This window comes from Streptomyces sp. enrichment culture, from assembly GCF_964273145.1.
Classification (GTDB): domain Bacteria; phylum Actinomycetota; class Actinomycetes; order Streptomycetales; family Streptomycetaceae; genus Streptomyces.
In genome coordinates this window covers 18,799-40,111 of record NZ_OZ186875.1, presented here as the reverse complement: position 1 = coordinate 40,111, position 21,313 = coordinate 18,799, and the positions used below count along the sequence as shown (strand labels likewise).

At 69.2% G+C, this 21,313-nt stretch carries 14 protein-coding genes and 8 pseudogenes; 12 read left to right on the top strand and 10 right to left on the bottom strand.

What is annotated here, in order from left to right; genetic code table 11:
• Nucleotides 1-85: 85 nt before the first annotated feature.
• Nucleotides 86-586 (top strand): annotated as a pseudogene (locus ACSU6Z_RS29415) (transposase); the annotation flags it as partial.
• 71 nt (nucleotides 587-657) lie between these two features.
• Here ACSU6Z_RS29415 and ACSU6Z_RS29410 read toward each other — a convergent pair.
• Nucleotides 658-1,212, bottom strand: coding sequence for a putative immunity protein (locus tag ACSU6Z_RS29410; RefSeq protein WP_437050653.1), 555 nt, complete (start codon nucleotides 1,210-1,212; stop codon nucleotides 658-660).
• A 1,194-nt stretch (nucleotides 1,213-2,406) separates the two neighbouring features.
• On the opposite strand from ACSU6Z_RS29410, the gene ACSU6Z_RS29405 reads away from it, so the two are divergent.
• From ACSU6Z_RS29405 to ACSU6Z_RS29395, 3 genes are read left to right on the top strand one after another with little or no spacing between them, the layout of a single operon-like run.
• Nucleotides 2,407-3,405, top strand: a complete 999-nt coding sequence (locus ACSU6Z_RS29405; protein WP_437050796.1) for a bifunctional DNA primase/polymerase — start codon at nucleotides 2,407-2,409, stop codon at nucleotides 3,403-3,405.
• On the top strand, nucleotides 3,402-4,925 hold the full coding sequence (locus ACSU6Z_RS29400; RefSeq protein WP_437050652.1) for a DNA primase family protein: 1,524 nt from the start codon (nucleotides 3,402-3,404) through the stop codon (nucleotides 4,923-4,925). Before ACSU6Z_RS29405 ends, ACSU6Z_RS29400 begins: the two co-directional genes overlap by 4 nt.
• Nucleotides 4,922-5,323: a DUF6009 family protein gene (locus ACSU6Z_RS29395; RefSeq protein WP_437050651.1), complete on the top strand. Its 402-nt coding sequence runs from the start codon at nucleotides 4,922-4,924 to the stop codon at nucleotides 5,321-5,323. Before ACSU6Z_RS29400 ends, ACSU6Z_RS29395 begins: the two co-directional genes overlap by 4 nt.
• Nucleotides 5,324-5,386: 63 nt before the next feature.
• On the opposite strand, the pseudogene ACSU6Z_RS29390 reads toward ACSU6Z_RS29395, so the two are convergent.
• Nucleotides 5,387-5,694: pseudogene (locus tag ACSU6Z_RS29390) on the bottom strand (IS5/IS1182 family transposase); the annotation flags it as partial.
• Between the two features lie 157 nt (nucleotides 5,695-5,851).
• Nucleotides 5,852-6,240, bottom strand: a pseudogene (locus tag ACSU6Z_RS29385) (GNAT family N-acetyltransferase); the annotation flags it as partial.
• A 579-nt stretch (nucleotides 6,241-6,819) separates the two neighbouring features.
• Here ACSU6Z_RS29385 and ACSU6Z_RS29380 point away from each other — a divergent pair.
• The 5 genes and pseudogenes from ACSU6Z_RS29380 to ACSU6Z_RS29360 all read left to right on the top strand — a co-directional run.
• Nucleotides 6,820-8,352 (top strand): DNA primase family protein, encoded by a 1,533-nt coding sequence (locus tag ACSU6Z_RS29380; protein WP_437050649.1) that lies wholly within the window; start codon nucleotides 6,820-6,822, stop codon nucleotides 8,350-8,352.
• Nucleotides 8,349-8,750, top strand: coding sequence for a DUF6009 family protein (locus tag ACSU6Z_RS29375; RefSeq protein WP_437050648.1), 402 nt, complete (start codon nucleotides 8,349-8,351; stop codon nucleotides 8,748-8,750). The genes ACSU6Z_RS29380 and ACSU6Z_RS29375 overlap by 4 nt, the downstream gene beginning before the upstream one ends.
• Nucleotides 8,751-8,868: 118 nt before the next feature.
• Nucleotides 8,869-9,003 (top strand): annotated as a pseudogene (locus ACSU6Z_RS29370) (SDR family NAD(P)-dependent oxidoreductase); the annotation flags it as partial.
• A 122-nt stretch (nucleotides 9,004-9,125) separates the two neighbouring features.
• Nucleotides 9,126-9,200 (top strand): annotated as a pseudogene (locus ACSU6Z_RS29365) (hypothetical protein); the annotation flags it as partial.
• Nucleotides 9,201-9,255: 55 nt separating this feature from the next.
• A pseudogene (locus ACSU6Z_RS29360) lies at nucleotides 9,256-11,472 on the top strand (RHS repeat-associated core domain-containing protein); the annotation flags it as partial.
• On the opposite strand, the gene ACSU6Z_RS29355 reads toward ACSU6Z_RS29360, so the two are convergent.
• Nucleotides 11,462-12,670 (bottom strand): IS256 family transposase, encoded by a 1,209-nt coding sequence (locus ACSU6Z_RS29355; protein ID WP_437050278.1) that lies wholly within the window; start codon nucleotides 12,668-12,670, stop codon nucleotides 11,462-11,464. The pseudogene ACSU6Z_RS29360 and the gene ACSU6Z_RS29355 sit on opposite strands and share 11 nt — an antisense overlap.
• A gap of 301 nt (nucleotides 12,671-12,971) precedes the next feature.
• Between ACSU6Z_RS29355 and ACSU6Z_RS29350 the strand changes: the two genes are divergently transcribed.
• The 3 genes and pseudogenes from ACSU6Z_RS29350 to ACSU6Z_RS29340 form a co-directional block, all read left to right on the top strand.
• Complete coding sequence (locus tag ACSU6Z_RS29350; protein ID WP_437050646.1) at nucleotides 12,972-13,151, top strand: sodium:neurotransmitter symporter; 180 nt, start codon at nucleotides 12,972-12,974, stop codon at nucleotides 13,149-13,151.
• Nucleotides 13,152-13,389: 238 nt separating this feature from the next.
• Nucleotides 13,390-13,521: pseudogene (locus ACSU6Z_RS29345) on the top strand (transposase); the annotation flags it as partial.
• Between the two features lie 180 nt (nucleotides 13,522-13,701).
• Nucleotides 13,702-14,010, top strand: a pseudogene (locus ACSU6Z_RS29340) (adenosylhomocysteinase); the annotation flags it as partial.
• A 155-nt stretch (nucleotides 14,011-14,165) separates the two neighbouring features.
• Here ACSU6Z_RS29340 and ACSU6Z_RS29335 read toward each other — a convergent pair.
• From ACSU6Z_RS29335 to ACSU6Z_RS29310, 6 genes are all read right to left on the bottom strand, one after another.
• Nucleotides 14,166-14,951, bottom strand: a complete 786-nt coding sequence (locus tag ACSU6Z_RS29335) for an ABC transporter permease (RefSeq protein ID WP_437050645.1) — start codon at nucleotides 14,949-14,951, stop codon at nucleotides 14,166-14,168.
• Entirely contained in the window at nucleotides 14,948-15,904 is a 957-nt protein-coding gene (locus ACSU6Z_RS29330; RefSeq protein WP_437050643.1) for an ATP-binding cassette domain-containing protein, read from the bottom strand. Before ACSU6Z_RS29330 ends, ACSU6Z_RS29335 begins: the two co-directional genes overlap by 4 nt.
• Nucleotides 15,905-15,918: 14 nt before the next feature.
• The gene (locus ACSU6Z_RS29325) at nucleotides 15,919-16,590 is read right to left on the bottom strand and encodes a DUF4097 family beta strand repeat-containing protein (RefSeq protein WP_437050642.1); all 672 of its coding nucleotides are present in this window, start codon (nucleotides 16,588-16,590) and stop codon (nucleotides 15,919-15,921) included.
• 762 nt (nucleotides 16,591-17,352) lie between these two features.
• Complete coding sequence (locus ACSU6Z_RS29320) at nucleotides 17,353-19,623, bottom strand: MMPL family transporter (RefSeq protein WP_437050641.1); 2,271 nt, start codon at nucleotides 19,621-19,623, stop codon at nucleotides 17,353-17,355.
• Between the two features lie 268 nt (nucleotides 19,624-19,891).
• On the bottom strand, nucleotides 19,892-20,395 hold the full coding sequence (locus ACSU6Z_RS29315; RefSeq protein WP_437050639.1) for a GtrA family protein: 504 nt from the start codon (nucleotides 20,393-20,395) through the stop codon (nucleotides 19,892-19,894).
• Nucleotides 20,396-20,424: 29 nt separating this feature from the next.
• Nucleotides 20,425-21,117 (bottom strand): DUF4097 family beta strand repeat-containing protein, encoded by a 693-nt coding sequence (locus tag ACSU6Z_RS29310; protein ID WP_437050637.1) that lies wholly within the window; start codon nucleotides 21,115-21,117, stop codon nucleotides 20,425-20,427.
• Between the last annotated feature and the right edge of the window lie 196 nt (nucleotides 21,118-21,313).

Genomic DNA, 21,313 nt, shown 5'->3' with positions numbered 1-21,313 from the left:
CGCCGGGGTGTGCCGCCGATTGCCAAGGCGGCGCACCCCGGCGGAACTTGCCGGTCAACGTCCTCTACGGCCGAGCGAAGGTCACGTGCCCGTCCTGCCCTCCTCCCTCACCGCCCCGTTGTGGGACCAGTTCCAAGCCCTCCTGCCCAAGCGGGAGACAGCCGCTCATCCGCTGGGCTGCCACCGTCCCCGCATCCCCGACCAGGTCGTGTCCGACAAGCTCCTGGCCCGCCTCGTACTCGCAGGCACCTACCAGCGGCACGCCGACCACACCTGCTCGGCAACCACGATGAGGGCCCGGCGGGATGAGTGGATCGCCGTCGGCGCCTTCGAGCGACCGCACCAGCTGGCCCTGGAGGCATACGACGAGGCCATCGGCCTCGGCCTGGAGAACCTCGTGGTCGACGGTTGCGTCGTGAAAGCCCCTGGCGGTGGCCAGAACACCGGGCGCAGCCCGGTGGGCCGAGGCAAGAGCGGCCTCAAGCGCTCGGTACTGGTCGACGGTGGAGGCCTGCCGCTGGGGTGGGTCCTGGTGGGCGCGAACCGCAACGACTCGCCGCTGTTGCGCCCCGCCCTGGAGACCCTGCGCCTCCGCTTTTGTCCCGACGAACTTCGAAGTCAACCGCTGACGGAGGTAGAGCCGCACCGTCCGAACGTTCAAAGCGACTCGGCGAGGGTGAGTGAACGGAGATCGGTGTCCAGCATGCGGATCAGCTCGCCGACCCGTCCACCACCGCTCGGCGCCGTCGGGAACCGTTTGAGCACGTCAACGACGACCGGTGTCGCACGACGCAGCGTCTGCTCAAGGTGGCCGGCACCCACACCCCGATCGTCGTCGGCGACGAGTTCGGCCGCTCTGGCCGCGTGAGCGCCGGCTCCGAGAATGTGCTTGACCTGGGTGGCCCTGGCCAGCGGATGCAGGTAGGCGGCGCCCGCCGCGGACATCGCTGCCCGAGCCGCCTCGCGCGCGGCCGCGGTGTCCGCGCTCTTGGCCGCCTCGAGTGCCGCCCACGCTCTGTCGCGCAGAACCTTCCTCCGCTCACCACCTCGAGCGAATTCCCACGCGGCGTCGACAGCGTCTCGAGGCCGCGAGTCGTCCGGCTGATCGCCCTCGAACACCTCGAGCACCACTTCCGCGCACGCTGCGGCGAACGCGGTGACCTCACGAAGATCTTGCTTGCTCAGAGCGATCTCGCGCACTTCCCCTGCCATGACCCCATCCTCGGCCGTTGTGCTGGACAGCCAGGCGGCTGGGACGGCTCCGGGCCGGCCCCATGCCCACTGGCTCCCCAGCAGACCGGATCGTGGAGGGCCACCCGGCCACAGCAGACAGGAACCGGTGAACCGACCGCTCTGCCGGATGACCCACTCCGCAACCCGTCGCCCCCAACTAGCGTAAGCACCCCGGAGGAGTGTCATTCCAGCCCTTCGAGCTGTGATCTCAAGGCGGCGGAGGATCACTGGAAGAAAGCGGCCGACGCGGAATGGACCACACAGCCGACCGGACCCGGCCGCCGACGACCGCTCGGAGCCGGACCGGCCGATCCCGGCACCCCGGGCAACCCGTCGCAGCACTGACCCGGCCAGAGGGACAGCGGCACCCGTGGAAGGCAACTCACGAGGTGACTGCAGGCCCCCCGTGACCAGCCTGCAGGGCAAGGTGGGAGCGGGGCTGACCCAAGCCGTCTCGTGAGTGACGATTCGGACGGTCACCTGCTGCCCGTCCGGGTCGGGCCACCCTCGCTGATGAGCTGTTCTCTCCCGCGCGAGGTCGTTGCTCCGCTCCCTCAGCGACCGAAGCGACTCGTACCCCGGGAAGACCTTCCGCCGGCGAAGAGCTGCATGCGGGCTGACGAAAGAGTCGCTTTGGTCGCTGCGTGCCCCCGCAGCGGGGACAGCGACTCAAGGGCAGCGACTGGGAATGTCATCAGTCGCTGCTCAGTCACAGGAGAAAAGCGCAGGTCATGGGCGGTTCCTGACAGGCACAGCGACCGAAGCGACTCAACATAGGGATATATGAAGCCATTCCTGTGCGCGCGTGTGCGTCATATATAGGAGGCTTCAGTCGCTTCAGTCGCTGCCGAGTTGCTACCTGGCTGCTGACCTGTGGTTTTCACCATGCTGCCGGAGCAGCGACTGAAGCAGCCCAGTCGCTGCCTCCCTCGCTGAGTCGCTAAACAGGGGCAGTTCCGGACTGCTTATCGACACGGACCCGTGCTTCACTCCTGCACCTTCGGTGTTCGCTAAGGTGTGTCCGTCGTTGAGTCGCTTCAGTCGCTACGAGGGGGCTGCATGTCCGCTGAGCTGCAGTTCTCTGCCAGTGACTCAGCACCGGCAGCCTCTTTCCCATCAGTCGCTGGCCAGTCACTGAGCACAGCACGGTGGTGCGCCCGCCGCGGCTGGCCGGTGCACCCGCTGGCAGCGGGACGAAAGACACCGGCCTCCAACTGCCGTACTTGCCGTGCGCCCGAACACACCGCCGCGGGCTGCGCTTGCCTGTCCGCCGGCCGCTGGTGCCACGGATTTCACGCCGCTACGCTCGACCAGCGCCTTATCGGCCAGTGGTGGGGGCGCCACCCCGAGTTCGGAGTCGGCGTCGCCTGCGGCCCCGCCGGCCTGGTCGTCATCGACATCGACGCTCACGGGACCCAGCCTCCCACCCGGGACCGTATCCTGCCCGGTATCCCGATCGGAGACCACGTCGACCTAACAGGCCTGGCCACCGGCTTCCACGTCCTCGCCGTACTGGCTGCTTTGCGCGGTGTCCCCAGCCCGGCCGAGGACACTGCAACGCTGCGCGTCCGCACACCCTCTGGAGGGATGCACGTGTGGTATCGGGCCGGGGGCTCCCGCCGGTGGCAGTGCTCCTCAGGCTCGAGCCAGGGCCGTGCCCTGGCCTGGCAGGTCGACGTCCGTGCTCACGGCGGCTACATCATCGCTCCTGGCACGACCACCAGAGCCGGCACCTACAAGCCACTCGGCGAAGCGCGGCAGCCCGCCGTCCTGCCGGGCTGGCTGACGCAAGAGCTTGAACGCACCGGTCACCTGCCGGCTCGAAACATCTCCGCACCCAGGCCGGTGCCGTCCCGGGCCAGGCAGGCCGTCCTCGCAGCAGGCGGCGGCCGTACGGGCACCGACCGGCTGCTCGCGGCGGTCCTGGCGCCCGTCGCCGCCTGCGGAGAGGTCAGCGAAGGCGCTGGATTCTCCGACGCTCTCAACCGTGCCGCCTACACCCTTGGAGGCCTTGTCGCCGCCGGCCGGCTCAGCCAGGCCACCGCCGAACGCGCGCTGGCGGAGACCGCAACCACAGCCCGCCCGGGACAGGAACGCCGTGCCGGACAAATCATCCGCAGCGGTCTCGCCGCAGGACTCAAAAATCCCTTGAATCCCGGGAGCCGGCATTGACCACTCCGGGCAACGACAACACTCTGTTCAACTTCGACGCCAAAGCCGTCGCCGAACAGATTCGCAACCATTCCCCGATCCCGCTGCCCACCCAGCCCCCGGCCCCTGCGCCGGCCGGTCCGCAGGCAACCGCTGGCGGACTGCTGCCCGACACACTCAGTGATCGCGGCAACGCCAAGCTGTTCGTCAAGCTCTACGCCCAGGACTTCCGCCACGTCCCCGGCATCGGCTGGTACCGCTGGGACACCACCCGCTGGCAGGTCGACGAAGACGACACCGTCCTGTGGGCCGCCGGCGACCTCGCCGAGAGCATCGCCTCCCACGACCCCCACGGCCGGTTCACCACCGCCGCACTCACCCGGCACCGGCGCCGCGCCTTGTCCACCGCAGGCATCAACGCCATGCTCACCCAGGCCCGCTCAGCACCTGGCATGGTCCTCAACGCAACCCGCCTGGACGCCGACCCTTACTCCCTGTGCACTCCCGAGGGCATCGTCGACCTGCGCAGCGGCCTGATCAGAAGCCCCGACCCCGACAAGGACTTCCACTCCCGCTCCACCACCGTCGGCCCCCATCCCACCCCGACCCCCCGCTGGACCCGCTTCCTGACCGACACCTTCGGCACCGACGCAGAAGGCACCGAAATGATCGGCTACCTTCAGCTGCTGCTCGGATACGCCGTGACCGGCGACGTCGGCGGTCAGGTCCTGCCCTTCCTCTTCGGTGCCGGAAAGAACGGCAAGTCCGTTCTCCTGGACGTCCTGATGAAACTCCTGGGCGACTACGCGGACGCCGCCCCGCCCGGCTTCCTCATGGCCCGCCCCTATGAAGGCCACCCCACCGACCTCGCTGAACTCCACGGCCGGCGCGTCATCGTCTGCAGCGAGGTCAACCCCGGTGACAAGTTCGACGAGGCACGCGTCAAACTCCTCACCGGCGGCGACCGCATCAAGGCACGCCGCATGCGCCAAGACTTCTTCAGCTTCACCCCCACCCACAAACTCCTCCTGGTCGGCAACCACCGCCCCGAGGTCGGGACCGGTGGCTTCGCGTTCTGGCGACGCATGCGCCTGATCCCGTTCGAAAACACCGTCCCCGACCACCGCAAGATCGATAACCTGGCCGACATCCTCGTCACCGAGGAAGGCCCCGGCATCCTGGCCTGGCTCATCGACGGCGCCCGCCGCTACCTCGCCGGCACCCGCGACCTCACCGGACCCGAACGCGTCCGCATCGCCACCACCGCCTACGCCGAAACCGAGGACCACACCGGCCGCTACTACGAGGAATGCTGCACCCTCGCCCCTGACCTGCGCGCTGAACAGACCGGCCTCTACAGCCACTACAAGGCGTGGTGCCAGAATGAAGGGGCGCCCGCCCTGTCCTCCCGCGCGTTCGCCGCCCGCACGCGGGAACTGGTGGGACTGGCCTCACCGAAGCAGATGATGACGTCCAACCAGCGCAAGTACTACCCGGGCATCGGCCTGCTCGCCGACCAGGAGAGGGAAGCAACCGCATGAGCTCCCTGATCACCGAGGACGAGATCAGCCACGAGACCGACCTGGTCTGGCTCGAAGACATCACCGCTCTCGACTACGTCCGGCAGAGCCTGGATCGACTCCCGACCCGCAGGAGCAGGCCCGCCTACCACCGTGACGGCCGGATGGTCGGCTATGCCGTCCTCGGCGCCACCGCAAAGCCCTCCCGCGCTTCGGGCACCTTCCGCCGACGAGTGTTCTGGCTGCTGCCCCACGACCGCGACAGTGAACCCGAAGGCCTGTACACCAAGGGCGCCCCGGCCGAAGCCGTCGACCCGCGCACCCTTGAACCCCGGATCAAGGGCTACAAGACCGAACGCTCCGAAGGCGGTCCGCCCTCCGATGCCATGCAGGAACTCGGCATAACCCTGCCCCTCTGAGACCGTGTCCCACGTGGTGAGGCGGACGAGTCGTTTGTAGCAGCACAGGGCGGCGGCGGGTCCGGAACCCGGCTCGCCCCGGTCCACGGGGCTCGGACCTGTGTGTTCGCCCGCTTCTCAACCCGGACGTGGGCGGTGTCCAGGACGACACGGGTGACGTCGACCAGGCCGGCGTCGTCGAGCCCGTGCAGCATGGCCCCGTGCGGACGGCTCCGGACACCGGCTCTCGACCGGATCAGGAACCTGCGGTGGGCGGTCGACTTCGAGATGCCGAAGCACGGTGGCAGGGCCCGTCAGGCGCAACCGGACAGCACGTAGACGATCGCGGCGAACAGCGTCTCATCGGGCGTGTCCTGCGTTCCGCCGCCCTGCCGGGGTGAGTCCCTCGAATTCGATCACCACAAACGTTGTCGCGTCGAAACGAGGACCGTCCGTCAGCGCGGCCGCGGTGTCGCCTCCCCTGGAACCGCCGCCGGTTTCCGGTCGACGGCTCGGTCGTCGTTCCTGGGGACTGGCCCGGCGCACCCGGCGGTATCCGAGGCGTTGGCAGAGGGCGTTGCTGGTGGGGTTCGCGGCGTTCGCGTACAGCACCACCTCCGTGGCGCCCGCCGCGAGCGCGGCCCCGCTGACCGCGGCGGTGACAGCGGCCCCGTAGCCGCGGCCGCGGAGGTGGGGCGGGGTGTGGACGGGGTCAAACCGGCGACCATCGGGCTGAGGCCCGCCACGGAGACGGGGGCGCCGTCCGGGGTCTCCCAGAAGGTGTAGCGCTTTTCGGCGAAGCGGGTGCTGGGCCAGGAGGCGGCGTCGATGGTGACGGACTCCCCGAGGCCGACGGCGAGTTCGCGGCACCAGCGCATGAGGTGCTCGTGGGCCGGGTCGTCCGCGGACCGGCCGCGGCCGGGCGGGTGGGGGCCGGGGGAAGGGATCGCCGAAGACGGCGGTGAGGGCCCGGGTGTGCCCGCACGGGGTCTGCACGGGCCGCTCGGTGTCCGCTTGAAGGTTCCTTGAGTCGCTTCGGTCGCTCAGCCACCGCGATGGCCGGGGCGGCGAGCGCCGTGGAAAAGTGGCGGGAACGCGACGGCCACCGGGGTGACAGCGGCGGGAGCTGAGGGCGGTCGCTCCGGTCGATCCGTCAAAGCCCCAGGTAACAGCCTCATGGGGAGGCGTCAGCGACTGAAGCGACGCACGGTGCGGGTCCAGGGGTGAGCAGAGGGCTCATGACATGCGCCCGCGTGAGTCATATATGGGCATAGTGGGTCGCTTCAGTCGCTGTCCTGCCTGGCGGCCGGATCGGCGTGTGTCGTTTCAGTTCTTTCGCGGGTCTCCTTCCGTCACGTTCGTTTCGCTAGTCTGTTTGAATCGTTCAGTCGCTTGGGTCGCTGTTGGGGGATGCGCATGGCTTCTGAGCTGCGATTTTTACGCAGCGACTCAAGACGTCCAGAGGCTCGTCCACCGTGTGCTTCTCGGCCGCTGACGCCCCGCCGAGGAGGCCGCGCATGACGCGCGACCATCAGAAGAGCCTCTTCGACGCGCAGGACGTGGCCCGGCAGATCCTCACCCGGACCGTGGCGGAGCCCGGTGCGCGGACGGACGTCCACGCACCGGCGCCCGCGCCCGTGGACGGGACGGGAGCCGGGGGAGAGGCGACCGCTGTCGGGCTGCTGCCGGACACGCTCAGCGACCGCGGCAACGCCAAGCTGTTCGTCAGGCTCTACGCCAACGACTACCGGCACGTACCGGGCCTCGGCTGGTTCCGGTGGGACCACACCCGCTGGCAGGCCGACGAGGACGACACCGTGCTGTGGGCCGCGGGCGACCTGGCGGAATCCCTCGCGACGACCGATCCGCGCGGGCTCTTCACCACCACGGCACTCCAGCAGCACCGCCGGCGGGCCCTGAGCACCACCGGCCTGAACGCGATGCTCACCCAGGCCCGTACGGCACCCGGCATGGTCCTCAACGCGGCCCTGCTGGACGCCGATCCGTACGCGCTCTGCACTCCTGACGGGGTCGTGGACCTGCGTACGGGACTGATCAGGACACCGGACCCCAACAAGGACTTCCACTCGCGCTGCACCACGGTCGCCCCCGAGCCGATGCCCACGCCCCGCTGGTACCGGTTCCTCGCCGATACCTTCGGTGAGGACCAGGAGGGCGCGGAGATGATCGACTTCCTGCACCTGCTGCTGGGGTACTCGGTGACCGGGGACGTGGGCGGTCAGGTCATGCCGTTCCTCTTCGGCTCCGGCCGCAACGGCAAGTCCGTCCTGCTGGACGTGCTGATGAAGCTGCTCGGTGACTACGCGGACGCCGCGCCGCCCGGTTTCCTGATGGCCCGCCCCTACGAGGGACACCCCACCGACCTCGCGGAACTCCACGGCCGCCGGGTCGTCGTGTGCAGTGAGGTCAAGCCGGGGGACCGCTTCGACGAGGCCCGGGTGAAGCTGCTGACGGGCGGGGACCGCATCAAGGCGCGGCGGATGCGGCAGGACTTCTTCAGCTTCGAGCCCACGCACAAGCTGTGGCTGCTGGGCAACCACCGGCCCGAGGTGGGCACCGGCGGCTTCGCGTTCTGGCGGCGCATGCGCATGGTGCCGTTCGAGCGTGTCGTTCCCTACGACCGCAAGATCGACAACCTGGCGGACATCCTCGTCACCGAGGAGGGCCCCGGCATCCTCGACTGGCTGATCCTGGGCGCCCGTCGGTATCTGAGCGGCGAGAGGGACCTGACCGGGCCCGAACGCGTCAGGATCGCCACCGACGCCTACGCGGAGACCGAGGACCACACCGGGCGCTTCCTCGGCGAGTCCTGCCGGATGGAAGGCGGCCTCAAGGCGGAACAGGCCAGGCTCTACGCGGCCTACAGGGAGTGGTGCCGGAATGAGGGGTCCCCGGCCGTCTCGTCGCGTGCCTTCGCCGCACGGGTCCGAGAAGTGGTGGGACTGGCCTCTCCCAAGGAGATGATCCTGTCCAACCAGCGCAAGTACTACCCGGGTATCGGACTGGTCGCCGACGAGGAGACAGCATGAGCGCCCTCATTGACGAGGACGAGATCGACAACGAGGTCGACCTCGTCTGGCTCGAGGACATCGGCTCTCTCGACTACGTGCGCCAGAGCCTGGACCGGCTGCCGAACCGCCGGAGCAAACCCCGGTACCACCGGGACGGCCGCATGGTCGGGTACGCCCTGCTGGGACCCGGGGCCAAGCCCTCCCGCTCGTCGGGAACCTTCCGCCGCCGCGTCTTCTGGCTGCTGCCGCACGACCGGGACTCCGATCCCCAGGGCCTGTACGCCACCGGTGCGCCCGCCGAGGCCGTGGACCCGCGCACGCTGGCGCCCGGCGGCAAGGGACGCAAGACCGAGCGCTCCGAGGGCGGCCCGCCGTCGGCGACGGCACGGGAACCGGAAGATTCACCGCCGCTGTAGTCATTGTCTTCGTAGGTGCACTCCGCGGATGTTGCCCGGCGGACGCGCATTACAAAAGAACCGTCCAGCCGGTACATTCTCCGACGGCCGCAGTCCGGGTCCCAGCGGGGGGTAGGGCATGGGCGCGCTCAAGGGCAGGACGGCGCTGGTCACGGGTGCCAGTCGTGGCATCGGCAGAAGCATCGCGCTCCGACTGGCGAGCGAAGGAGCCCTGGTCGCCGCTCACTACCGCAACGACGAGGCGGCGGTCGCCGAGACACTCGCGGCGATCAGGGACATGGGCGGTCGCGCCTTCGGCCTGCGCTCCGAGCTGGGTGCTCCGGGGGACGCCAGGGGCTCTATGAGCGATTCGACGCGGGATTGGCCGAGCACGGAGTGGCCGAGGGCCTCGACGTCCTGGTCAACAACGCCGGGATCAGTGGGTCCGCGCGCATCGACGACGTGACGCCCGAACTCTTCGACCGCCTCTTCGGCGTGAACACCCGGTCGTTGCTGTTCGTTGCCCAGCAGCGGCCACACGGGCCCGACCTGGCGCTACGACTACACCGCGGCCACCCCGTCGGACGCGGGCACCACCACCGTGACGGACCCCGACGGCGACGCCACCCAGTACGTCCACAATGCCGACGGTGAGGTCATCAAGGTCACCGACCCGCTCGGCCACTCCCGGCACGCCACGTACAAGAACCATCTGACCCAGACCGCGATCGACGCGATGGGCACCGGCGCCGACGGCACGGGCGGCAACACCACCACCTACGGCTGGGACGGCCGCAACAACGCCCTCTCCCAGAAGCTGCCGATGGGCGCGACGGCGTCCGTGTCGGCGTACCAGACGATCGCCGGCACCGACCTGCCCAACGACTTCACCACCGCCGACGGCCGCAAGGACACCTTCACGTACGACACCAACGGCAACACGATGTCGGTGACCACGTCGGGCACCGCCGGAGCCACCCGCGAGTACACCTACAACAAGGACACCCCGACCTGCGGCGGCTTCGAGGGCCAGCGCTGCACCGCGAAGGACGGCAACGGCAAGGTCACCTCCTTCGAGTACGACGACCAGGGCAATCTGATCAAGGTCAAGCCCCCGGCGCCGCTGGGCGAGACCACCTACACCCACGACGCGCTGGGCCGGGTGGAGACGGTCAAGGACGGCCGCGGCATCACCACCGTCTACACCTACGACAACCGCGACCGCATCCGCGAGGTCTCCTCCACCAACCTCACGGTCGCCTACTCCCACGACGGCGACGGCAACCTCAAGTCCCGCACCGACGCCTCCGGCACCACCAGGTGGGACTACGACAAGCTCAACCGTGAAAGCGTGCGCACCCTGCAAAACGGCGCCCAGACGGCTCTCGCCTACACCCCGGGCGGTGACGTCGACTACTACACCGACCCGACCGGCAAGACGGACTACACCTGGGACAAGGCCGGCCGCCTGGACTACCTGATCGCCCCGGACGGCAAGAAGACCGACTACGACTACGACAACAACGACAAGCGCACCAAGACCGTCTACCCCGGCGGCACCACCCAGACCGTCACCATCGACGACAACGGCCGCCCGGAGAAGATCAAAACCACCTCCGGCACCCAGACCCTCGTCGACCTGACCTACAGCTACAAGAACACCGCGGGCAAGGACACCACCAAGATCCACACCCGCACCGACAACACCACCACCTACACCACCACCTACACCTACGACTCCCAGGACCGCCTCACCTACGCCCTCGAGACCGACGCGGCGGGCTCGCGGAAGGCGTCGTGGCTGTACTGCTTCGACAAGGCCGGCAACCTCACCAGCCGGGACGGCACCAGGAGCACCTGCCCCGGCGGCACGACCTACACCTACAACGACGCGTCCGAACTGACCGCCAAGAACGGGACCACCACCGGCTGGTCCTACGACAAGCTCGGCAACGAGACCGCCGCAGCCGACAACACCCCGCGCAGCGGCGAGTCCTGGACCGACTACAGCCAGCTGTCCTCCATCACCACCGGCGGCATCACCTACGACCTGGTCCACGCCGGCACGGACAACGCCGAACGCACCAAGCTCGGCTCGACCTGGTTCCACCACACCGCCCTCGGCCTGGCCTCCACGACCACCAACGGCGTCGACACCGGATTCATCCGCGAACCGGCGGGCACCTTGAACTCCATGACGACTGGGGGGAAGTCCTACTACTACCTCACCGACGCCACCGGCAACGTCCTCGGCCTGGTCGACGATGCGGGCAAGCGCACGCACACCTACGCCTACGGCCCCACCGGCCTTCCCCGCACCACCCTCACCGAGGCCGTCCCCCAGCCGTACCGCTACACCGGCGCCTACCTCGACCCCACCGGCCTGTACAAAATGGGCCACCGCTACTACGACCCCACCCTCGGCCGCTTCACCCAACCCGACCCCTCCGGCCAGGAAGCCAACCCCTACCTCTACGCCGCCGGCGACCCCGTAAACAACACCGACCCCTCGGGGCTGCTGAGTTTTGGGGACGTCACCGGTATCGGAGACTGGGTGAGTCTCACCTATGACACCTTGACAGGTGATACGGAGAACGCGAACGCCACCAAGATGGGCATGCTGGCCGGTATTGGCTTCGAGTCGCTCTGCATGGCCGGGGCCGCAGCCGGGTCCTTCGCCACCCTTGGTGTCTGGGAGTGTCTGCGGAACGGTGTAACTCCGTTGGTTGATTTCAGTTGTTAGCGGTGCCGAGGGTGAGTCGGCCGTCGAACGCGATGTCGAAGGCGTTCAGGGCCGGCTTCCAGCGGCGGGTCCACGCCTTCGTGCCGGTGCCTTTCGGGTCCAGGCTCATGATCGCCAGGTAGACGCACTTGAGGGCGGCCTGGTCGGTCGGGAAGTGGCCGCGGGCCCGGACGGCCTTGCGGATCCTGGCGTTGACCGATTCGATCGCGTTGGTCGTGCAGATGATCTTTCGGATCTCCGCATCGAAGGAGAGGAAGGGCACGAACTCCGCCCAGGCGTTCTCCCAGAGCCGGACGACGGCCCGGTACTTCGTCCCCCACTTCTCCTGGAACTCGCCGAACCGCTCGGCTGCCGCGGCCTCAGTCGGAGCCGTGTAGACAGGCCGCAGGTCCTTCGCGAGCTTCTCCCAGTCCTGCCGGCCCGCGTAACGGAAGCTGTTCCGCAGCAGATGAACCACGCAGGTCTGGACCACGGTCAGGGGCCAAACGCGGGTCACGGACTCGGGAAGTTCCTTCAGTCCGTCGCAGACGACCATGAGGACATCCGCGACGCCTCGGTTCTTGATCTCGGTGAGGACGTGCTGCCAGTACTTGGCTCCCTCACTGCCGTCTCCGACCCACAGGCCGAGGATGTCGCGGGTTCCTTCCGCGGTCACGGCGAGCGCCATGTAGACGGGCCGGTTGGCGACCTGGCCGTCGCGGATCTTGACGTTCACGCAGTCGATGAACACGACCGGGTAGACGCGGTCGAGCGGACGGTTCTGCCACTCGGTCATCCGCTCGAGCACGCTGTCCGTGATCGTGGAGATCGTCTGCTTGGACACCTCGGCGCCGTAGACCTCGGCGAGGTGCGCGGAGATTTCTCCGTGAGTGAGGCCCTTCGCCGACAGCGACAGCACCATCTCGTCGACGCCGGTCAGTCGCCGTTGCCGCTTCTTCACCAACTTTGGCTCGAACGATCCGCTCCGGTCGCGCGGGACGTCGATCTCCACCGGCCCGACCTCCGTCGTCACCGTCTTCGACCGGTGCCCGTTGCGGTAGTTCCCGCTGCGGCCGTCCTCGGTCCGCTGGCCGTTCTCCCGGCCGAGATGGTCGGTGAGCTCGCCCTCCAGGGCTCCTTCCAGCACCAGTTTCGTCAGCTGGGCGAGGAGTCCTCCCTCTCCGGTCAGGGTCACACCGTCAGCCTTTGCCTGAGCCATCAGCTGGGCCACCAGAGACCTGTCCAGAGACGGCGCAGCCGTCTCCTCGTCCACTTCGGTGGTCGAACGCGTATTCTGCTTCACGGTCCTGCTCCCATCGGTCACAGCAGCCTTAACTGCTGCCACTTATTGGGGAGTTACACCGTTCACGCTACAGACCCGGTGTCTCGGTCGGTGCTGGGCTGACCGGGTGTTCCGTCGTAGCCGCAGGCGTTGCCGGGGCCACGACCGCTGCATACAGCTGAAGCACAACGCGGGGGGCGGTAGATGTGCCCGCTGCCAGAGGGGACAGGAGTTACCAATGCGCACAGCCGCGATGATCGGCTCAGCTCTCGTAGCGCTATTCTGCGGCGCCGCATTGCTCTACGCCGGTGTGATGGATGCCAGTGACGGAAAGGCTCGGGCGATACTGCCGATCGTCATCGGTGTCGTTCTGGCCGTCGGTGGGCTTCTGTTCCTGCGCAAGGGGTTCAAGCGATGACGATGTAAGCGATCATGCCGCCCTCTGCTGCCGGGCTGCCGACCTGGGGAATCGCCCTGGTCTTCGCGGTGTTCATCGCGGCGGTTCTATTCGTCCTGTCCCGCCACCAGTAACCGGGTACAGACACAGCCCGCACGCCAGAGCGGTGCTTGGACCGTATCAGTCTCCGCCCGGGCACTTGCCCGGGTGGAGTCGGCACTGCGCTTGACTGGCCGTTCTCTATCCGGGACTGCTGCCGGTGCCGGGATGGCTGGCGGGCCGGGGAGGACGTCCGGAGGGCTACTGCCACCGGCAGATGATCGACGCAGTGCGCTACCTCGTCGACAACGGCATCAAGTGGCGGGCGATGCTTGCCGACTTTCCGCCCTGGCCACGGGTTTACGCCTTCTTCGCCCGATGGCGGGACACGGGTCTGGTGACCGAACTGCACGACCGGCTGCGCGAGACCGTCCGCACGGTTGAGGGCCGAAGGCCGAAGCCGAGCGCGGGGGTCGTGGACTCGCAGTCGGTGAAGGCGGACGCCACCGTCACCCACGTATCGCGAGGCTTCCCCGCCGGCAAGAAGATCATCGTGCTGTCCGAGGGCCGTCTGCTGAACCTGGGCAACGCCACCGGTCACCCCTCGTTCGTGATGTCCAACTCCTTCGCGGACCAGACCCTGGCCCAGATCGAGCTGTTCACCAAGCCCGACGCGTACCCGACCGGTGTCTACGTGCTGCCCAAGCACCTCGACGAGAAGGTCGCCCGCCTCCACCTCGACGCGCTCGGCGTGAAGCTGACCACGCTCCGCCCCGAGCAGGCCGAGTACATCGGCGTCGAGGTCGAGGGCCCGTACAAGCCGGACCACTACCGCTACTGACGAACACCGAGCGAAGGCCCACCGCGGCTGTCCGGAGACAGCGGCGGCGGGCCTTCGCGGATCGCGGATCGTGGAGCGGGGCGCGTCGTATGCGGTTGTCGTGTGCGGTTGTCGACCGGGGGCGCGGGCGGTGGCCCGCGCTGTCGCGGGGCGGATTACTTCCCGTCGCGGTTGAAGGTCGAGGTCGACCAGAAGTAGCCGAGGACAGACAGGGCCAGGCACCAGACGACGGCGAGCCAGCCGTTGTGGCCGATCTCGGTGCCGAGGAGGAGGCCGCGCAGGGTCTCGATGGCCGGTGTGAAGGGCTGGTACTCGGCGATCGGCTGGAACCAGCCCGGCATCGAGTCGACCGGCACGAAGGCGCTGGACAGCAGCGGCAGCAGGATCAGCGGCATGGCGTTGTTGCTGGCGGCCTCGGCGTTGGGGCTGACCAGCCCCATGCCCACCGCGATCCAGGTGAGCGCCAGCGTGAAGAGGGCGAGCAGCCCGAAGGCGGCCAGCCACTCCAGGGCGGTGGCGCCGGTGGACCGGAAGCCGATGGCCACGCCGACGGCGCCGACGAGGACCACGCTCAGGATCGACTGCAGGACGCTGCCGGCGACGTGACCGACGAGGATGGAGGGCCGGTGGATGGCCATGGTGCGGAAGCGGGCGATGATGCCCTCGGTCATGTCGTTGGAAACGGAGACCGCGGTGCCGATGACGGTGGAGCCGATGGTCATCAGCAGCAGACCGGGGACGATGTAGGCGATGTAGGCGGAGCGGCCGCCGCCGCCGATGCCCGCGCTCATGGTGTCGCCGAAGATGTAGACGAACAGCAGGAGCAGCATGATCGGGGTGAGCAGCAGGTTCAGGGTGAGCGACGGGTAGCGGCGCGCGTGGAGCAGGTTGCGGCGCAGCATCGTGTTCGAGTCGCGCACGGCGAGGGACACGGAGCTCATCGGACAGCCTCCTTCGGCTGGGTGGGGACGCCGGCGCCGCTGGTCAAGGCGAAGAACACGTCGTCGAGGTCGGGGGTGTGCACGGTCAGTTCGTCGGCCTCGATGCCGGCGGAGTCCAGCCAGTCGAGGATGGAGCGCAGCTCGCGCTGGCTGCCGTCGCTCGGGATCTGCAGGGCAAGCGCGTCGTCGTCCCGGGTCGCCTGGTTCAGCGCGAGGGCGGCGGCCTGGTAGGAGACGGGGTCGGTGAAGCGGAGCCGGACGTGACCGCCGGGGACGAGGCGCTTGAGTTCGGCGGCGGTGCCCTCGGCGGCGATCTTTCCGTCGTTCAGCACCGCGATGCGGTCGGCGAGTTCGTCGGCCTCCTCCAGGTACTGCGTGGTGAGGAAGACGGTGACGCCGTCGGAGACCAGCTCGCGGATGATGCCCCACATGTTGTGCCGGGAACGCGGGTCCAGGCCGGTGGTGGGCTCGTCCAGGAAGATGATCCGCGGGCCGCCGACCAGCGTCATCGCGATGTCCAGACGGCGCTTCATACCGCCCGAGTAGGTCGAGGCGGGCTTCTTCGCCGCCTCCACCAGGTCGAAGCGCTCCAGCAGTTCGGCGGTCACCCGCCGCCCCTCCTGCTTGGACAGGTGGTGCAGGTCGGCCATGAGGAGCATGTTCTCCTCACCGGTGATCAGACCGTCCACGGCGGAGAACTGCCCGGTGACACCGATCGCGGCACGCACCGCCTGCGGGTCGGCGGCGAGGTCGTGGCCCGCGACCTGGGCCTGTCCGCCGCCGGCGGAGATGAGGGTGGAGAGGATCTGCACGGTGGTGGTCTTGCCGGCCCCGTTCGGACCGAGCAGGGAGAAGATCGTTCCCTCGGGGACGATCAGGTCGACGCCGTCGAGCACGGTCTTGTCGCCGTACGACTTGCGCAGCCCGTTCGCTGTGATGGCCGGCTTGGTCATGAGGAGAGCTCCTTCTACAGGCTGTGGGCGGTGATGTCGCCGTAGGCGGTGGTGGCGTGGATGGTGAGGTCGGCGTCGGGTCCGTCGGTGTTGCTGAGGGTGTTTCGGATACGGCCGTAGGTGGTGCCGGCGTCGAGGGTGGCGGAGGTGCCGCGGGCGGCGCCGACGCTGATGTCGCCGTGCTCGGTGCGCAGGGTGACGTTGCCGCGTACGGCTTCGGTGACGCGGAGGTCGCCCTTCTGGGTGCTGATCTCGGCGGGGCCGTTCAGGCGGTGGACGATGACGTCACCGGCGGCGAGGGCGAGCCGGGCGCCCTCGGCTTCGGCGAGGTCGACGGAGGCCCGGGCGCTGTCGAGCGCGACGTGGCCGAGCCGACCGGTGCCGTGCAGCTGGATGTCGGCGGCCTTCGCCTCGACGCGGGAGCCGGCGGGCAGGTGGACGGTCACCTCGACGGTTCCGGAGGAGCCGAGGACCTGGTTCTTCGCGGTGGGGGCGTCGACGCGCAGGGTGCCGTCGGTGCAGGTGACCGTGGTCTGTTCGGCGGCCGTCACGTCGCGGCTCCTGGAGGCGTCGGCGGGCAGGACCTCGACGGTGGTGTCGGTGCGGTCGGCGGCGATGAACCGGACGCGTCCCGCGGGGATGTCGAGGACGGCCGCGACGGGGGCGGGGGTGTCGAACTTCTGCATCGTGCACTCCTTCTTCTGCAGCGTGCGCTCTTGCGACCCGGTGTTTCTTCTGATGGAAACGCTACGTTGCATTCATGGAATGAGCAACACGATTATTGCTTGAAGTTGCCATAACTGCAGGTAGATTCCGGTAAATCATTGCAATGAGAGTAGACTTAATGCAACAGCACCCCTTGGCTCCGTTGCAATGAATTGGGGGTGAACGCTATACCGGGGCCACCGGGAGCACACAGGGGCCCGCGATGCGGGCAGAAGGGCCCACCCGGAGGGAGCCGGACCGGGCGGGTGAGGGTGTGGCGGCGGCCCGGGGCGTCGGCGTGCGTGGCGTACGGGAGGGCACGGATGACGCACGGCAGGGCACGGACGGCGTACGGCAGGGACCGGCACGGGGCGAGGGCGCCGGGCGGTGGGGGGATCGGCGTACCGGTGGGGAACGGTGCCGCGCGGCGCGGGCTCTTCGCGCCGCGACGGCTGCGGGACGCGACCGGTGCCGGAAGTCGGGGTCGCCATGGGATCAGTGAACCGGAGGCCGGCGGCCGGGACCATCGGCCTCGGCCGGACCTCGACCAGATCTCAAGCGGCCTTGCGGGACCCGGCGTTCGCGGCCCCCGGTGTCCGCGGCGCCGAGGTGTCCCCCGGAACCGGACCCGGAACCGGAACCGGACCCGGACCCGCGCCCGGACCCGCACACGGACGGCGGCGGCCCGGTGCGACCTCCACGAGGACGCACCGGGCCGCCGCCGTCCGGCCCCGCCCACCGTCTCAGTGCACGAGGTCCCTCTCGTGCTCCGGCGTGCTCCGCGGCGCGGGCGACGACGGCGGACCGGACGGCAGCCGCCGCTGCAACCGCTCGCCCTCGACGTCCACGTTGGGCAGCACCCGGCCGAGCCGCTTCGGCAGCCACCAGGCGGCGTCGCCGAGCAGTGAGTGCACGGCGGGCACGATCGCCATCCGGACCACGAAGGCGTCGAACAGGACGGCCGAGGCGAGGCCGAAGCCCATCATCGCGACCAGATCCTCGTCCTCCACGACGAAGCCCGAGAAGACGCTGATCATGATGACCGCGGCGGCGGCGACCACCCGCCCGCTGTGGTGGAAGCCGGAGACGACGGCCTCCTTGGCCCGGACGCCGTGGACGTACGCCTCACGCATCCGCGTGACCAGGAAGACCTCGTAGTCCATGGCGAGGCCGAAGACCACACCGATCATGAAGATCGGCATCGTCGTCATGATCGGGCCGGTCTGCTCGATGCCGAAGAAGTCGGCGGCCCACCCCCACTGGAACACCGCGACCAGCGCACCCAGGGCCGCGCTCACCGAGAGCAGGAAGCCGAGCGCGGCCTTCAGCGGGACCAGGAGCGAGCGGAACACCAGGAGCAGCAGCAGGAAGGCCAGGCCGACCACCAGGGCCAGGTAGGGCAGCAGCGCGTCGGACAGGGTCTGCGAGAAGTCGATGAACAGCGCGGTCTGGCCGGTCACCAGGATCTCGGTGGCGCCCGCGGACGCCCCGAGCGAAGCGGCACGCGCGCGGATGTCCTTGACGAGCTGTTCGGTCCTGGCGTCGGTCGGGCCGGTCTCGGGGACGACGCTGAGGATGGCGGTGTCGCCCGCCTTGTTGGCGCTGGCCTCGGAGACCGAGGCGACGCCCGGGGTCCTCTTCAGCTCCTCGCCGACCTTGTCGCCGGCGACGGCCGCGTCCGCGCCCTCGACGGTCACCGTCAGCGGGCCGTTGAAGCCGGGGCCGAAGGAGTCGGACAGCAGGTCGTACGCCTTGCGCTGGGTGGTGTCGGCCGCCATCGTGCCCTCGCCGGGCAGACCGAGCTCCAGCTTGGTGGCGGGCAGGGCGAGTGCGCCGAGGCCGGCCACCGCGACGACGAGCACGACGACCGGGCGGCGCACCACGAACGAGGCCCAGCGGGTGGACAGGTTCGGCTTGGTCCGCGCGGCCAGCTTCGCGGCCTTCTCCTCACTCCTGCGCAGCTTGCGCGCCGACAGCGGCTTCCTGGCCCGCACGAGCCGCCGGTCCGCGACCCGCAGCACCCGGCGCGGCGCGAAACCGAGCAGGGCGGGCACGAAGGTGACCGCGATCAGTACGGCGACGGCGACCGTACCCGCCGCGGCGAGGCCCATCTTGGTGAGGATCGGGATGTCGACGACCGCGAGGCCGGCCAGCGCGATGATGACCGTGAGCCCGGCGAAGACGACGGCCGAACCGGCCGTGCCGGTCGCGACGCCCGCCGCCTCCTGGGGGGCGCGGCCCTCGGCGATCTCGGCCCGGTAGCGGGAGACGACGAACAGGGCGTAGTCGATGCCGACCGCGAGGCCGATCATCATCGCCAGTGTCCCGGTCGTGGCGGACAGCCCGAGGGCGCTGCCGAGCGCGGCGATGGCGGAGGTGCCGACGGCGACCCCGATCAGTGCCGTGAGCAGCGGCATGCCGGCGGCGATCAGCGAGCCGAAGGTGAGGAACAGGACGACGGCGGAGATCAGCACGCCGATCTGCTCGCCGGTGCCGGACATGGTCTGCTCGACCATGACCGCGTCCCCGCCCGCCTCGACGGTCAGACCGCCCTCGCGGGCCCGGTCGGTGGCCGCGGTGAGCGCGTCACGGGCCTCGTCGGTGAGGTCGGGCGCGGCGACCTCGTAGGTCACCACGGTGTAGGCGGTACGACCGTCCCGGCTGACCGAGCCGGCCGTGAACGGATCGGCGACGCCCGCCACCTGGGGGGCCTTGCCGAGTTCGCCGACGAGCGCGCCGATCGCCGCCTTCTCGGCGTCGATGCTCCCGCCCTCGGGCACGCGGACCACCACACGTGCGGTGGCGCCGTCGGTGCCGGAGTCCGGGAACTTCTCCTCGAGCAGGTCGAACGCCTTCTGCGACTCGGTGCCCGGCATCGAGAACCGGTCGGTGGGCGGTGCGGGCGCGGACGCGGCCGCGGCACCGACGCCGCAGACGATCAGTACCCACAGCAGGGTGACGAGGCCGCGACGCCGGAAGGCGAAGCGGCCGAGTGCGTACAGGAAGGTAGCCACGGGAAACCGCACTTCCATCGGATGAGGGGAGTGATGAGCAGGGTGATGAGAGGCGTGACGGGGAACGCGTGCGGCCGGCCGTTGCCGTACGGGCATGACGGCCGGGCGGATGGCTCCGTCACACGGACACGTTGACCCAGCCGGGAGCCGCGAGGCCGGATCCTCCGTGGGAGAAGGACCGATCCTCGAGCGGACGTCGAGCGGACGGACCGTTTTCCGCCGTCCGCCGTCCGGGACTTCGCCGTACGGGAGGGCTTCGCGTACGCGCCTACGCCGCCGCGAGGACGGGGGAGGCCGCCGCCCCCTGCCGCGCCGGGGGCCGTACCGCACGGGCGGGGCGGCCGGCGAAGACGTACAGACGCAGGACGAGGAAGCGGCCCGCGCCGGCGAGGCCCGAGGCGCCGAGATAGACGAGCTGCTCGGTCGGCAGGCCGGCGGAGGGCCGCACCAGGTGCAGGACGTGAACGGCGATGCCGGTCGCGAGGAAGGCGGCGGTCGCCGAGCCCGCGGACTGCCAGTGCTCCCGCCATCCGGCGCCGCGCCCCTTGGCGAAGGTGAAGCGGGCGTGGAGCTCCGTGCACAGCAGAGTGGAGACGATGGTGACGATGGCGTTCGAGACTGCCCAGGGCATCGTCACGGCCAGCAGCGGTACCGCGAGGCTGGACAGGACTCCGACACCGCCGCCGGAGACCACGAACCGTACGAACGAGGCGACCGGCCCGGGACCGGCCGAAGCCGCCACCTCGCACCTCTTTCCGGGCAGCGGCTTCATGGTGGTGTCCTTCCTGGTGTCGGGGGCTTCTACAGGCTGTGGGCGGTGATGTCGCCGTAGGCGGTGGTGGCGTGGATGGTGAGGTCGGCGTCGGGTCCGTCGGTGTTGCTGAGGGTGTTTCGGATACGGCCGTAGGTGGTGCCGGCGTCGAGGGTGGCGGAGGTGCCGCGGGCGGCGCCGACGCTGATGTCGCCGTGCTCGGTGCGCAGGGTGACGTTGCCGCGTACGGCTTCGGTGACGCGGAGGTCGCCCTTCTGGGTGCTGATCTCGGCGGGGCCGTTCAGGCGGTGGACGATGACGTCACCGGCGGCGAGGGCGAGCCGGGCGTTCGCGGTCTCGTCGAGCTTGACCGTGCCCTGCGCGGCCTCGAGGACGACGTCGCCGAGGCGTCCGACGCCCCGCAGTTCGGCGCTGGCGGCCTTCGCCTCGACGCGGGATCCGGCGGGCAGCTGGACGGTCACCTCGATGACTCCGGAAGGACCCATGAGCCGGTTCTTGGCCGCCGGGGCCTCGATGCGCAGGACACCGGCGGTGTAGGCGACAGTGGTCTGCTCCGCCGCCTTCACGTCGCGGCTCCTGGAGGCGTTGGCGGGCAGGATCTCGACGGTGGTGTCGGTGCGGTCGGCGGCGATGAACCGGATGTGCCCGGCGGGGATGTCGACGACGGCCGAGACGGGGGCGGGGGTGTCGAACCTCTGCGTCGCGCTCTTGTCCAGCTGCATCGTGCACTCCTTCGGCCCGTTGTTTCTTGTGATGGAAACGCTACGTTGCATTCATTGGTCTGGCAACATATTCGTCGCATAGGTTCGGCGTTTCCGCAGCTCAGATCCAATAAAACGTTGCAATGGCGCTAAAGCTAATGCAACTTCCCTGATCTTCTTCGTTGCAATAGATTGTGATTGAACGCTATGGTGGAAG